13 protein-coding genes are annotated in these 13,453 nt (G+C 40.4%); 11 read left to right on the plus strand and 2 right to left on the minus strand.

Going from position 1 to position 13,453, the window contains the following annotated elements:
• The first annotated feature begins 158 nt into the window (after positions 1-158).
• From ptsP to NT145_06960, 6 genes are all read left to right on the plus strand, one after another.
• Entirely contained in the window at positions 159-1,880 is a 1,722-nt protein-coding gene (gene ptsP, locus NT145_06935; protein ID MCX5782420.1) for a phosphoenolpyruvate--protein phosphotransferase, read from the plus strand.
• 104 nt (positions 1,881-1,984) lie between these two features.
• A complete protein-coding gene (locus tag NT145_06940) occupies positions 1,985-2,509 on the plus strand; it encodes a ferritin family protein (protein MCX5782421.1) in 525 nt (174 codons plus the stop codon).
• Between the two features lie 92 nt (positions 2,510-2,601).
• Positions 2,602-3,630: a PDDEXK nuclease domain-containing protein gene (locus NT145_06945; GenBank protein MCX5782422.1), complete on the plus strand. Its 1,029-nt coding sequence runs from the start codon at positions 2,602-2,604 to the stop codon at positions 3,628-3,630.
• A 30-nt stretch (positions 3,631-3,660) separates the two neighbouring features.
• Complete coding sequence (locus NT145_06950) at positions 3,661-4,236, plus strand: rubrerythrin family protein (protein MCX5782423.1); 576 nt, start codon at positions 3,661-3,663, stop codon at positions 4,234-4,236.
• Between the two features lie 165 nt (positions 4,237-4,401).
• Entirely contained in the window at positions 4,402-6,090 is a 1,689-nt protein-coding gene (locus NT145_06955; GenBank protein MCX5782424.1) for a 2-oxoacid:acceptor oxidoreductase subunit alpha, read from the plus strand.
• A gap of 865 nt (positions 6,091-6,955) precedes the next feature.
• Positions 6,956-7,543 carry a Fic family protein gene (locus NT145_06960; protein ID MCX5782425.1) on the plus strand — a complete coding sequence of 196 codons (588 nt, stop codon included), beginning with the start codon at positions 6,956-6,958 and terminating at the stop codon, positions 7,541-7,543.
• A 405-nt stretch (positions 7,544-7,948) separates the two neighbouring features.
• Here NT145_06960 and NT145_06965 read toward each other — a convergent pair whose 3' ends face one another.
• Positions 7,949-8,461, minus strand: a complete 513-nt coding sequence (locus tag NT145_06965) for a DUF2914 domain-containing protein (GenBank protein ID MCX5782426.1) — start codon at positions 8,459-8,461, stop codon at positions 7,949-7,951.
• A 629-nt stretch (positions 8,462-9,090) separates the two neighbouring features.
• Positions 9,091-9,597 (minus strand): M23 family metallopeptidase, encoded by a 507-nt coding sequence (locus NT145_06970; GenBank protein ID MCX5782427.1) that lies wholly within the window; start codon positions 9,595-9,597, stop codon positions 9,091-9,093.
• A 303-nt stretch (positions 9,598-9,900) separates the two neighbouring features.
• Between NT145_06970 and NT145_06975 the strand changes: the two genes are divergently transcribed.
• The 5 genes from NT145_06975 to NT145_06995 all read left to right on the plus strand — a co-directional run bounded on the left by NT145_06975 (position 9,901) and on the right by NT145_06995 (position 13,309).
• Complete coding sequence (locus NT145_06975; GenBank protein ID MCX5782428.1) at positions 9,901-10,230, plus strand: winged helix-turn-helix domain-containing protein; 330 nt, start codon at positions 9,901-9,903, stop codon at positions 10,228-10,230.
• A complete protein-coding gene (locus NT145_06980; protein MCX5782429.1) occupies positions 10,227-10,754 on the plus strand; it encodes a hypothetical protein in 528 nt (175 codons plus the stop codon). The genes NT145_06975 and NT145_06980 overlap by 4 nt, the downstream gene beginning before the upstream one ends.
• A gap of 12 nt (positions 10,755-10,766) precedes the next feature.
• Positions 10,767-11,471, plus strand: coding sequence for a CDGSH iron-sulfur domain-containing protein (locus NT145_06985; protein ID MCX5782430.1), 705 nt, complete (start codon positions 10,767-10,769; stop codon positions 11,469-11,471).
• Positions 11,472-11,775: 304 nt separating this feature from the next.
• Positions 11,776-12,558, plus strand: a complete 783-nt coding sequence (locus NT145_06990) for a hypothetical protein (GenBank protein MCX5782431.1) — start codon at positions 11,776-11,778, stop codon at positions 12,556-12,558.
• On the plus strand, positions 12,536-13,309 hold the full coding sequence (locus NT145_06995; GenBank protein ID MCX5782432.1) for a nucleotidyl transferase AbiEii/AbiGii toxin family protein: 774 nt from the start codon (positions 12,536-12,538) through the stop codon (positions 13,307-13,309). Before NT145_06990 ends, NT145_06995 begins: the two co-directional genes overlap by 23 nt.
• Positions 13,310-13,453: the final 144 nt, after the last annotated feature.

The following is a 13,453-nucleotide window of genomic DNA, read 5'->3' on the forward strand; positions in this document are numbered from 1 at the left end:
ATTTTTCAAATATTTCTATCCACGCTATCAAAAAGGCCCAAAATATGTTAAATGATCGGCCGCGGAAAACATTAGATTTTTATACTCCGCACGAAGTCTTCAATAAACTGTTAACCGTTGCACTGGAAACTTGAATCTACAGTGTCCCTATTTTAAATATGAAAATACTCCACGGTAATCCTATTGCTTCAGGCATTGTAAAAGGAACCGTCTGCCTTTACCTTGGCAGAGTTGATTCCGACCTTCCTCATTACCTTATTGAAAATACTGATGTTAAAACTGAAATAAACCGCTTTGATACCGCTTTATCAAAAGCTAAATCGGAAATGACGCAGATGGTTCATGTTTCAAAAGAGCTTAAAGATAAAAAAGCCGAAGATATTTTTGGCGTTCATTTATTGATGCTGGAAGATCCAAGGCTTAAAGAAAAGGTGGAACGGCTTATCTCGGAAAAACTTATCAATGCCGAACATGCCGTAAGCGATGTGTTTGGCGAATATATCTCAAAATATGAAACACAATCCGGACATTTCAAAGAGCTTGCACACGATTTCATGGATACCAGAGACCGCATTCTTGGTGCGTTTAGGGAAAAAACCGGCGGTTTTAAGTGCCCCGTCGGAGAAGCACAGCCGGTAATAGTGGCAGCGAAGCTTCTTACTCCTTCAATGATACTCAATATGAATAAGGACCATGTGCTTGGATTTGTTGCAGAGGAAGGAGGCATTACAAGCCATGCCACAATTCTTGCGCGCAGTTTCAGCGTCCCGATGGTGTTTGGAATTAATGTAGAAAAGGAACTTGACTGCGGTTGTCAAATATTTTTGGACGGTTCAAAAGGGAAAGTAATTCTTGATCCGGACCAAAAAACTACCGAGTATTATGATAAAAAGATTCAAAGCATAAATGAAAAAAAGAATCTATGCGTAAAAAAACGTAATGTTTCCGCTCAAACTAAGCTCGGCCAGCGGATATCTTTGAAGCTAAATATCAGCACGCCCGAAGATTTAAACACTTTGCATGAAATTCCTCATGACGGTATAGGGCTTTTGAGAACGGAATTTCTTTTTGCAAAAAGGGATTCCGCACCTACTGAAGAAGAACAGCTCAAAATGTATGACCATATTTTTAATCACATTCCGGACCGGCCGATTACAGTGCGTCTCTTAGATATCGGTACGGATAAATTGCCTCCTTTTTTAATTGTGCCGGAAAATGTTAATCCCGATCTTGAACTGAGAGGAGCGATTGCCGCTGAAGTTTTTGAGTATCTCTACATTACTCAGCTCAAATCAATTCTCCGCGCAAACGAGAACGGAAACGTGCGGATACTATTTCCTATGGTGTCCGATGTGGGGGACATACTTACCTTTAAACGAATAGTTGCAAAGTCCAAAGACCTGCTTAAAAAAGAAAGATCTGATTTTAAGCATAATCCTATAAAGATCGGCGCTATGATAGAAACACCCGGTGCCGTAATGATGATTAAAGAAATATTGAACGAGGTTGATTTTGTAAATATTGGGTCTAATGATTTACTGCAATACACTTTAGCCGCTTCGCGGGGTAATATGATTGCAGAAAAACGATACCATATACTTCATCCTGCGGTGCTCAAATTTATTGAAATTACGGCCAGGGAAGGAAAGAAGGCAAAGAAAGAAGTATGCCTTTGCGGAGAAATTGCCGCATTTGAAGAATTCTATCCTTTACTCTTGGGAGCGGGCTTGACTAGCTTTAGCGTTGCTGTAACCAAGTTTGAAGACATAAAATGCCAGATAATGCATCAAGTCGGACTAAGGGAAAAGAAGGATCTTAAAGAATTTTATAACACAAAAACAAAAGAAGAAGCAGATTCTTTCTTTTTGAAATATATTTAATGTGTAAGTACACCCCCGAGGTGTGCGTACGTACTCCTCGGGGGTGGGACTAGGTTGTCGTGGTACCAATCGGGGTGTTAACTCGTTTTAGCAGAGGTTTATTAATGGGAAATCTTTTTAATTCAAGTGAGATAGTAAAATTTGCTGTTCAAATAGAAAAAAACGGCAGGGATTTTTACGATCAAGCCGCAAAGTCGGTGAAGGCCGAAGGGGCAAAAAAGATATTTGAATATCTTTCCAACGAAGAACAACTCCATATCGCAGTTTTTGAAACTATTTTAAAACAAATGGACACGAATGAGCCAGCCGAACGCTATCCCGGAGAATATGCCGACTATATGCTTGCGCTTGTTTCGGAAAATGTATTTACAAAAAACAAGCAAGGTTATGAGATCGCCAGAAAAATAAGAAATGACAAACAGGCTCTTGAGTTAGCGATAGGTTTTGAAAAAGATTCAATACTTTTTTATTATGAAATGAAAAGATATGTCTGGGAAGGTTTTCATAAGGATGTGGATAAACTTATCGTTCAGGAACAAGAACACCTCAGAAAAATATCCGATGTATTAAAAGGATTTAATAAATTTGGGGTACAAAACCAAGCCGATCCGCGGTTAGGGCGAAGGTAATTGTATAGCACTAGACCAACCTCCGGGGTTGGTTGGAAGACTGACTGTGCCATCGGCAGTAATAATTCGGTAGTATAATAAGGAGTTAATTCGTGACAAAAGAAATAAGAAAAGACGAATACCTTATCCTCTTTAAGGATGTCAAACAAAGAATACTTTCTGCCCAGTATGACGCGCTAAAGGCAGTCAACAAAGAACTAATTAATCTTTATTGGGACATAGGAATGATGATTGTAGACCGGCAAAAAAAGCATGGCTGGGGAAAAGCAGTGGTTGAAACATTGGCACAGGATTTGCAGCAAGAGTTTCACGGAATGCAAGGTTTTTCATCGCAGAATCTATGGTATATGCGCCAATTTTATGTGGAGTACTGCAATAAGGCAAATCTCCAACCACTGGTTGGAGAAATAAGCTGGGCCAAACATTTAATTATTATGGCTAAATGCAAGGATGATCTTGAACGTGAGTATTATATCAGAATGGCAAAGCGAATGGGCTGGACTAAGAATGTATTGATTCATCAGATTGAAAATCAAAGTTATGAAAAAACATTGCTGAATCAGACCAATTTCAATAAGGCGCTGCCTGCGCCGATTAAGCACCAGGCGAAACTTGCAGTCAAAGACGAATATACATTTGACTTCCTGGAACTTGGCGAAGAACACAGCGAGATGGAGCTTGAACGGGCATTGATTGCTAAAGTCAACCGTTTTCTCGTAGAAATGGGCGGGGCTTTTGCGTTCATGGGCAATCAATTTCGGCTTGAAATAGAAGGTGAAGAATATTTCATTGATATTCTGCTTTATCATCGCCGCTTAAAATGTATGGTGGCGGTTGAGCTCAAAATCGGAAAGTTTATACCGGAACATGTTGGGAAAATGCAGTTTTATTTAGCAGCATTGGACAGCACTCTGCGGGAAAAAGGCGAAAATCCATCTATAGGTATTATCCTGTGCAAAGAAAAGAAGAGAACGATTGTTGAATACGCCCTCAAAGTGAGCAATAAGCCAATAGCAGTAGCTAACTATCGTATAACACAGACCCTGCCGAAAAATCTTCAGAAGGAACTTCCGGCACCTGAGCAGATACGCAAACTTCTTGATGAGGTGGAGCGCAGATGAAACGGCTTATGTTGGTAAAAGGAGGCTTACATGAAAAGCATTAAAGGCACAAAGACAGAAAAAAATCTTCTGGCATCATTTGCAGGAGAATCACAGGCAAGGAACCGTTACACCTATTTCGCCTCGCAGGCGAAAAAAGAGGGCTATGAACAAATATCCTGGATTTTTTCAGATACTGCCGAGAATGAAAAAGAGCACGCAAAAAGGTTTTTTAAGTTTTTGGAAGGCGGGGATCTGGAAATTCAAGCAACATATCCGGCAGGAAAAATCGGGAATACTCTTGAAAACCTTAAAGCTGCTGCTGCTGGAGAAAATCTTGAACATACAAAGCTTTACCCGGAAGCTGCCAAGATTGCGGAAGAAGAGGGTTTTGATGAGGTTGCTGACTGCTTCAATAATATTTCAATTGCCGAAAGAGGCCATGAAAAAAGGTATTTGATTTTAGCGGAAAATATATCTAGAAATAAAACATTTAAAAAAGATAGTTCAGTAAAATGGCGCTGCAGAAACTGCGGTTATATCCACGAAGGCAAAGAAGCCCCTGAAGAATGTCCTGCGTGCCTGCATCCGAGAGCATACTACGAAATACATTGCGAGTGTCTGTAGAATCGGTTACATTAGAAAAGTTAAATCAAGAATCAAAAATTAAAATTGAGGTGTCCCGACTACTCGGGACTTATTTAAATCATCCGCTCTGGGCGGATACAATATTTTTGACATTTGATATTTGACGTTTGATATTCAAATTGCTGGTATATCAATGTAGATCTTATGAAACAATTTAACGACGACATCTCAATAGTTATCTGCGGTGAAGCGGGGCAGGGAATTCAAACTGTAGAAAAACTTTTGACCGGAATATTTAAAGAAGCCGGATATAATGTTTTTGCCACAAAAGAGTACATGTCGCGAATTCGCGGAGGGAGCAATTCCACTCAGCTTAGAATTACTTCAAAACGCGTTTCCGCATTTGTTAATAAAATTGATTTGCTAATACCTCTGGATCAAGACGCAATACCTCATCTTGCCCACCGAATAACTAAAGATACAATAATTGTCGGCGAAAAAGAGAAAATAAACACGAATCTACAAATAATTGATGTGCCTATTTCAAAGTACGCGCAAGAATCCGGCGGAGCGATTTATTCAAATACCGTCGCTGTCGCTCTTATATTGGGACTTTTTAAGGTTGATAAATCAATAATTGAAAAATACCTTTCCGATTTTTTCTCAAAAAAAACAAGGGATATTATTGACAATAATTTGCTATCGGCCCAAAAGGGTTATGAAGCCGGCTTAAAAATTCTTGAAACGGAAAATATAGAAATAAATATCTCTACGAATCCTTCCGTAAAATCAGAAATCCTTATAAGCGGTATTGAAGCACTCTCTTTGGGATGCCTTGCTGGCGGATGCGATTTTATTTCAGCTTATCCTATGACTCCCAGCACGGGAGTAATAACGTTTCTTTCCGAACATGCTTCTGATGCGGGAATCATCGCAGAACAAGCTGAAGATGAAATAAGTGCCATAAATATGGCAATTGGGGCATGGTATGCCGGCGCAAGGGCAATGGTTTCAACCGCTGGGGGCGGATTTGCTTTGATGTGTGAGGGGGTAAGCCTTGCCGGTATGATTGAAAGCCCTCTTGTTATAAATGTTGGTCAAAGGCCTGCCCCTGCAACAGGGCTTCCGACAAGAACCGAACAGGGTAATCTAAACCTGGTATTATATTCCGGGCACGGAGAATTTCCCAGAATTATTTTTGCCCCAAAAGATATAACCGACGCTTTTCATCTTGCTCAAAAGGCATTTAATCTTGCCGACAAATTTCAAGTACCGGTTTTCCTTCTTACCGATCAATATCTTGCCGATTCATACGGCAATATACCCAATTTTGATATCTCTAAATCCACTATTGAAAGATATGTCGTTAAAACCAATCAGGACTACAAAAGATATTCTTTAACAAAGGACGGAATATCGCCAAGAGGTATACCGGATTTTGGAGAAGGCGTGGTTGCGCTGGATTCGGACGAGCACGATGAAACCGGCCGCATTACCGAAAGCGAAAGCGTAAGGGTTTCGATGGTTAATAAACGCCTGAAAAAATATGAAAAAATTAAAAAGGAAATAATTGAGCCGGTTTTTGAAGGGGAAAAGAAATATTCAACACTCATTATTGGCTGGGGATCAACATACGGCGCTATTAAAGAAGCATTAGACGTTTTAAAAAGTAAAAATATGGCCATGCTTCATTTCAGCCAGGTGCATCCACTGCATCCTTCAACAAAAGATTATCTTTTAAGAGCTAAAAAAATAATTGTTGTAGAAAACAATGCCACAGGACAGTTTGCAAACCTTTTAAAACTTGAAACCGGAATTGATGCCCATAAACGCATATTGAAATACAGCGGTATGCCGTTTAGCGTTGAAGAATTGGCAAAGGCGTTAAAATAACCCCCGCTGTGTCATCCGTAGCTGCGAGATCTGTGTGGCAAATAGCCACGTTTATGATATCGCGTCTAGCGCAGGAGGAGGGTTGGGTTGGGTTGTCCTGTCATCCCGGCCCTGAAACAAGTTCAGGGTGACAGTTTGAAAGGTTTTCAAGGGATTCGGGATCTAAGCAGTTGTTGTGCTCAACCTTAGCCTGCCTGCCCCTGCGCCTTGTTTTGAGAATCAAAACAGCAGGGGTCTCAATCTTAACCTTGCAGTTCAGGGGGAAGGAATCCAGGAAGAATCTGTCATCCCGGGCTTGATCCGGGATCTTGTAGTTAATTTTGAATCTTGATTTTTGAATTTTGATGTTTTATTTAACCTTAACCTGCTTTTCAAATAAAGCACTTGATATACTACTTTAAATATACTTTAAGATCAGAAAGGCTGTTTATGTTTGGCATAGGACATATAATAAATAATGCTTGACATTTAATAGGACATATGGTATATTGATATTGCAGTAATATGCGTGGCATATGTCCTATAGTGCCGGGAGAGCAAATAAATGAAATATCGGCTAAGTGACAAAGAAAAACTCCTTCAAATCCTGTCTGTTACCAAAATATCCCGCTCAGAGCTCGCCAAAAGAATGGAAGTTCCCTACAAAACGGTCTATCGCTGGCTTGATAAAGATGTAAAACCGCATCTTCGACAGGCAAGGGATATCGACCAGCTTTTTAAAGAATATGTTGACCAACGAAAGATCGTTTTTGATCTCAAAAAGAAAATCAATGATCCGATCAGGCTTCTAAAAACCAACAAAAAACTTCGCGACGAATTCTTCCTTCAAATAACGTATCATTCCAACGCTATTGAAGGCAGCCGAATGACGAAAAAAGAAACGCAAGATGCTTTTGACGGTAAAAAAGTTCCGGGCAAAGAGCTGTTTGAAGTGTTTGAAGCCGTAAACCACCGAAATGCTCTGCAGTTTGTGCTTGAAAGTGTAAAACCGAACTTCAAAATTACCAAAGAATACATATTTAAACTTCACGAGATCGTTATGTATAACTTTAATAATAAACTGCCGGGAAAATACAGGGATGGCTATGTAAATCTTACCAATACTGAAAAAAAGCTTCCTTCTGCTCAGGAAGTCCCGCTAAAAATGGGACAGTTTATCGGGCAAATAAATAAATACGGGAACGATATTATCGGTAAAATCGCAAAAGACCACTATGAGTTTGAAGCAATCCATCCTTTTTTTGATGGCAACGGAAGGGTAGGCCGTTTAATTATGATTACCCAATGCCTAAGCAAGGGGATTGCCCCGGCAATTATCAAAGTAGAGCACAGATATGCTTACTACATGGCATTAAGCAAGGGCGATTTGGGAGATTTCAAAAATATTGTACAAATGATCTGTGAAAGTATTCTGGAAGGATACGCGTTCTTTTCTGAAGTATTAGAAAAATAATCCGGGGTCTCGTAGTTAATTTTGAATCTTGATTTTTGGTCGGAACCGAACCAACCCCCGCTGTGTCATCCGTAGCTGTTGAGGCAATGCGATGCCTGTCCACCGAAACTGTGGCGACTATACGGCGAATAGCCGTGCTTATAGACGACACGTATAGTGAAGGTGAAAATAATCGCGGTTTATTGCCGAAATGCTTAGCGTAGGAGGAGGGTTGGTTGGCGGTTTAGCAAAGGCGGATGGGAAATAAATCGGGGATTGAATAAGTAAAACAAGTAAAGCTGGCACGGATTCATGCCGTTCAACCTCGTAGGTTGAATGGCCATTACCAATGCGGCGACTTCAATAAGTTTGAATAAATCGGAGTCCCTGCGGTCTTATTTCTCGCTGGAAACAGCAAAGGGATCCTTATTTTGTCCGGGATCCTTCAGATTCAGTGCTCTTGGGCGTGGCCTCAGTCTTGTTATATGTGAAAGAATCCTTTCTAATTGTATTTCCATTTGAATCTTTTGTTTCTACCGTCCACTCTCCCGTCCATTCCGGCATAAGTGTTTTGGAACTCCAGGTACGAGTCCTTTCATTTTTTATGTTTAATGATATTTCCGCCATTTTTTCGCCATTGAATGTCCAAACATGCGAAATTGAAGCGGGGGCTGCATCTGTTTTAACATTAGACCAGTAATAGACAACATTATTTTCAGTTGAGAAAGAAGTATTTGCTCCAACGGGCTCTCTTTCACTTACTGATGTACAAAATTTTGCGTCAGAAACTGTGATATTGCTTTCAGGCTGCTCCGCCTTCTCTTCGGATGCAGAAACCGCTGTCTCCTTACTGCCAGGGCCTGTGGATTCCGCGCTAAAGGACACCCCATAAGCAACAAAAAAAACAAAAGACAAAACAAACATCAACTTTCTTAACATGACTACCTCCCGACTTCAATAAGTTTCTCCTAAATAGGAGCCCCCATGTTTAGTTTTCGACTTTGAAAACTATGGGGGTAGCCTTCAATGTTTTTCTAAATCGGCGCCTCAGCTGTCTTGTTTTGCGTAAGCAAAACATGCGGAGGGCGACTTTGATTCCCTGCTTCTCAGGGAATCACCCCCATGTTTATCCCCATCGTTTTGATTCGCTTTTGCGAATGCAAAACGAATCAGTGGGGATGGGGGCTGTTAACTTTCTAATTTTTGAACACCTCAGAACGTTACCTCAGATGCTTTAATTATATTTTATATCCTAAGCATTGAAATGTCAATTACGATTTCAATAAGCTTTTATTAATTGGAGACCCCACGCCAAGTTTTACACAGTAAAACTGCTTTTCCCCTTGACGAATCATCCTTTCTAAGCTATTAATATATTACCTGGGGGGAGTATAAGGAGCGCCCTCGGGGGATAAAAGGCGACCACTTGGTCGCCTTCTTTTTTTTGCCCCCGCGTTTCCCCCATGTCCAGGTTTCTGCTTGCCCCTGTGTCCAGTTTTCAGTGAAAACTACGGGGGCAAATCAATAGGGGAGAAATCTACAGAGGAGTAAAACTGGGGGAGTGGGATTTATTTTAAGTAAGGTCGGGCGTTTACCGGACAACCTGTTCTTGTAATGATTTCGAAATGTAAATGCGGGGTGGTTGCACGGCCGCTAGAGCCAACGGTCCCGATTTTCTCGCCTGCTGCAACCGTTTGACCTTCCTCTACAAATATCTTTTTCAAATGAGCATAGCGTGTGTAGCACCCATCCTTATGTCGTATGAGCACCATCCGCCCATACCCAGACTGCTTTTTCGCAAACTTCACCATGCCGGCCCGTGCGGCAATCACAAAATCACCGCCTTTTTTACTTTTCTTTAAGTCAATGCCTTCATGAAACTCACGGCCTCGCGGCCCGAAATTTGAAATCACATGAGAGCCAGGCAACGGATTTACAAACACGCCATGCTTTGGCATATCCTCAGGCGCCGGCGCTTTTCGCACGAAACGCTGTGGCCCCGCGCACGCGCCAAAAAGCAAAAAAGCTATTAAAAATAAAAAATTTAAAATCCGCTGAAAGTTGATTTTAGTCATGGGCATATTATATCAAATTAGGGATGTTCTAAGAATCGTTGAAAAACATAGAATAAAGGTGTAAAATTGAACTCGAAAGGCGAGCGGGGGGAAGATAAGTTTTACTAGTCAAACCTGAAACGGACTCGGATTGCCATACAAATATGGACTAAAGCGATGTTGTATGGTAACTATTGACATTTACCATAATGTATGGTATTATTACCATATAATATGGTAAGCGCTAGAATGTAAGCAATTGATTTATATTTCACGAAGTCAGGAAGGCAGGCAATTGATCTTTATTTCATGGAGTAAAGTATTATGCTAGAATCATTATTTGGAAATAAAACCACTGAACGCATTTTGTTTTTTATTGAGCGCTACGGGGAAGGCTATCCCAATAAGATAGCCAATACTTTTGGTATCCGCGTAAATGCGGTTCAGCAGCAGATGAGGCGGCTTGAAAATGGCGGGATAGTTGTGAGCCGTCTAATGGGAAGGGTAAGAATTTACCAGTTTAACCCAAGGTATCCGTTTGTAGGGGAGTTAAAAGCGCTTATCAAGAAAGCATTTGCATTCTTGCCCGAAAGCGAGATGCAGAAATATTACATGCTTCGCACAAGGCCGCGGAAAGCAGGTAAGCCTATTTGAAAAACATTTCTAAACTCACCATTCTTGAACTCGCACAACTTGTAGCCGATAACTTGTCTAGAAAGAATATTGAAGCAGTATTAGTCGGCGGCGCATGCGTTTCAATTTATAGCAAAAATAATTATCAATCTTATGACCTTGACTTTGTTACTGAAAGCAGCCTGAAGGAAGTCCAAAACGCGCTGAAAGAGATTGGATTTAGCGAAAAAAAAGGCAGAATATTCAGCAGTCCAAAAACAGAATATGTTATTGATTTTGTTGCCCCGCCCGTATCCATAGGGAACGAACCAATAAAAGAATTTTTTAATCTGGGGAAATTAAAACTATTAACGCCGACTGACTGCGTAAAAGACAGGTTATCGGCTTATTATTACTGGAACGACGCCCAGTCTTTGGAGCAGGCGGTTATGGTAGCTGAGGCCCAGAAAAAGAAAGTGAATATTAAAGAGCTTGAACGTTGGTCCAAAGCAGAAAACAATACGTCCAAATTTCAAGACTTCATGGAGAAGACAGATTTCAAATAGACGGAGAGGCGTATGGCTGAAAAAAAGAACCTCAAGGCTAAGATAAAGATAACCAAAAACGGCCCTTATACTGTTTCAGGTTCGGTCCCTTTAGGAAAAGAAATAATAATTTCTGATGAAAGCGGCGTTCCGAAAAGCTGGAAAGCGGGCGAGAAATATCCCGATCAGGAATCTTATGTTCTGTGCCGGTGTGGGCAGTCTAAAAACAAGCCGTTTTGCGACGGGGCCCATCTAAAAAACGGTTTTGACGGTACGGAAACTGCCGATAAAACAAAGTATTCCGAACAGGCTCAAGTAATTGAAGGACGAGATCTTATACTTACCGACGCGCAAGATCTTTGCGCGGTCGGCCGTTTCTGCCATCGCGGGGGCAGTGCATGGGAATTGGCATTGCGTTCAGACAGGCCCGAATCAAAAAAAATGGCGATTGCGGACGCCTGCGATTGCCCCTCCGGGCGGCTGGTTGCCTGGGAAAAAGGATCAAAAAAGCGGATTGAGCCGAATTTCAAAATACAGATCAGTCTTGTTGAAGATCCTTTCCGCAGGCAAAGCGGCCCTCTCTGGGTAAAAGGCGGAATCCCGGTTCAATCAGAGGACGGGACTTTATACGAGATCAGAAACCGCGTTACTTTATGCCGTTGTGGGCAGTCTAAAAACAAGCCGTTTTGCGATGGAACTCACTGCGAGATAAATTTTCAAGACGGCCATAAGTTTTAAGATAAACGATAGCCCCTGCGCGTTGTTCCGATTTATCGGAACTGCAGGGGGGAGAAAGAGGTAGAATTGAATTCGTGGCGGCGTAGTGAAGAAATTAACACTTGACAATCGTCTAATAACCGTCTAAATATCGTCTGATATTTTAAAGATAATATTATAAAAATCAATGTGTTTTAAAGGTTCATTATTTCAAGGAGTCATTAACTTAAAATTGACATAATTTGATTAATACGTGAATAATACTTGACAAAATATCGTTATTAGTGTATATTATTACCATAAAGTAGCCATAAAAGGATATTATATGGGCACATCTAACACTATTCTATCAGGAAATGATGCAAAATTTCTGGAAGAAGCCATAGTCCGATATGGCCGTATAGTGTCTTTTGAGCAATTGAGGGACTTACTAAAAGACAAATACAGATCAATTCAAACAATTAAAGACAGAATATCCTTCTTGTTAAAGTCCGGTTGGCTTGTTCGCATCAAAAAAGGACTTTATGTTGTGATTACGGATTTGAGCAGCCTGGCGTTTAACGATATTTCCGGTATGGCTATCGCACAAGCCCTTAACCGACAATCATACATTTCATTTGAAAATGCCCTGCAGTATCACGGGATGTTTGACCAGATGTTATCTACCGTTGATGCGGTAACATTTGTCCGGGCGCGGAAATATGAAATGCAAAATATCCAAATAAGATTTTTTAAGATAAAAAAAGATCTTTACTTTGGTTTCAGCGAACAGCATTCCGATAAGGGCCTTGTAAATGTTGCGAACAAAGAAAAAGCTATTCTTGATATGCTGTATTTCCGCTCAAATTCCTACACTATAAGCCTCGTAATGGAAAAACTAAAGGATCACAAACAGGACATAGATTTTCTTCTCTTAAAAGAGTACGCTCTTAAATTTGGCGCCGGTATTATCAGGAAAATAGGTTTTTTGCTTGACGTTGTCGGCGTTAATACGGACGATCTGCATAAAAAAGTCGCAGGGAAAAATAGCTACGACAGATTAACCAAAGGATCAAAGAAATTTAACGCAAAATGGAGAATATACTTTGACGATAAGCTTAATTTCTAAACAAGAACTGAACATTATTAACAGGCGCACACTAAAATATGATCTTTCTACCGCGGAAAAAGACTATTTTCTTGCCGTAGTGCTTAAAATAATATTTGAATCGTCTCTCAAAGATAAACTTGTTTTTAAAGGCGGTACGGCTATACATCATTGTTATCTGCCCCAATACAGGTTTTCAGAAGATCTGGATTTTACTGCCATAGATCCGGCTGTCACTGTTGAAGAGATAAAAACGGTACTGGAAAATACCGGCTATATAATCGTAAAAAAAGAATACAGATCAAAAGCTACTATAAAGCTTGAACGCGTACAATATCAAGGACCTCTCGGTTTACCTAATTTTCTGAAAGTGGAGATCGATTGTATGCAAAATGTCGCAATTCCGCCGAAAAAGATAGAGTATAAAAATGTATGGGGTGTTCAGGCTAGTGTTATGGTAATGGACATAAACGAAATTTGCGCTGAAAAAGTGCGAGCTTGCAGCGGCAGAGCCAGATACAGGGATTTTTACGATCTGTTTCTTATCTTTAATGAATTTAATCCGCATTGGGACAAAGTAATCGAACTTATCAAACAAAAAGAAATAAGGGAACCTATATCAAAAGCATCCGTTTTCAAAAATTGGGATGTAGCTATTCAGGAGAAAAAGGAAGAACTTGCTCAGATCCACTACAGCAAGCCGGTCGGGGATGATGCTGTAAAGTCGTTTATTGATGATTTTCCTTTTTCTGAATTTGAAAAAAAAAAATAGGTAGCTGTGTAGATTCAAGTTTCCAGTGCAACGGTTAACAGTTTATTGAAGACTTCGTGCGGAGTATAAAAATCTAATGTTTTCCGCGGCCGATCATTTAACATATTTTGGGCCTTTTTGATAGCGTGGATAGAAATATTTGAA

The sequence above is a fragment of the Elusimicrobiota bacterium genome (assembly GCA_026388075.1).
Classification (GTDB): Bacteria; Elusimicrobiota; Endomicrobiia; order Endomicrobiales; family JAPLKN01; genus JAPLKN01.

Bases quoted from the DNA above. Each gene is read 5' to 3' on its own strand.
- ptsP (MCX5782420.1), top strand. From the start codon at position 159: ATGAAAATACTCCACGGTAATCCTATTGCTTCAGGCATTGTAAAAGGA.
- NT145_06940 (MCX5782421.1), top strand. From the start codon at position 1,985: ATGGGAAATCTTTTTAATTCAAGTGAGATAGTAAAATTTGCTGTTCAA.
- NT145_06950 (MCX5782423.1), top strand. From the start codon at position 3,661: ATGAAAAGCATTAAAGGCACAAAGACAGAAAAAAATCTTCTGGCATCA.
- NT145_06955 (MCX5782424.1), top strand. From the start codon at position 4,402: ATGAAACAATTTAACGACGACATCTCAATAGTTATCTGCGGTGAAGCG.
- NT145_06960 (MCX5782425.1), top strand. From the start codon at position 6,956: ATGACGAAAAAAGAAACGCAAGATGCTTTTGACGGTAAAAAAGTTCCG.
- NT145_06965 (MCX5782426.1), bottom strand. From the start codon at position 8,461: ATGTTAAGAAAGTTGATGTTTGTTTTGTCTTTTGTTTTTTTTGTTGCT.
- NT145_06970 (MCX5782427.1), bottom strand. From the start codon at position 9,597: ATGACTAAAATCAACTTTCAGCGGATTTTAAATTTTTTATTTTTAATA.
- NT145_06975 (MCX5782428.1), top strand. From the start codon at position 9,901: ATGCTAGAATCATTATTTGGAAATAAAACCACTGAACGCATTTTGTTT.
- NT145_06985 (MCX5782430.1), top strand. From the start codon at position 10,767: ATGGCTGAAAAAAAGAACCTCAAGGCTAAGATAAAGATAACCAAAAAC.
- NT145_06990 (MCX5782431.1), top strand. From the start codon at position 11,776: ATGGGCACATCTAACACTATTCTATCAGGAAATGATGCAAAATTTCTG.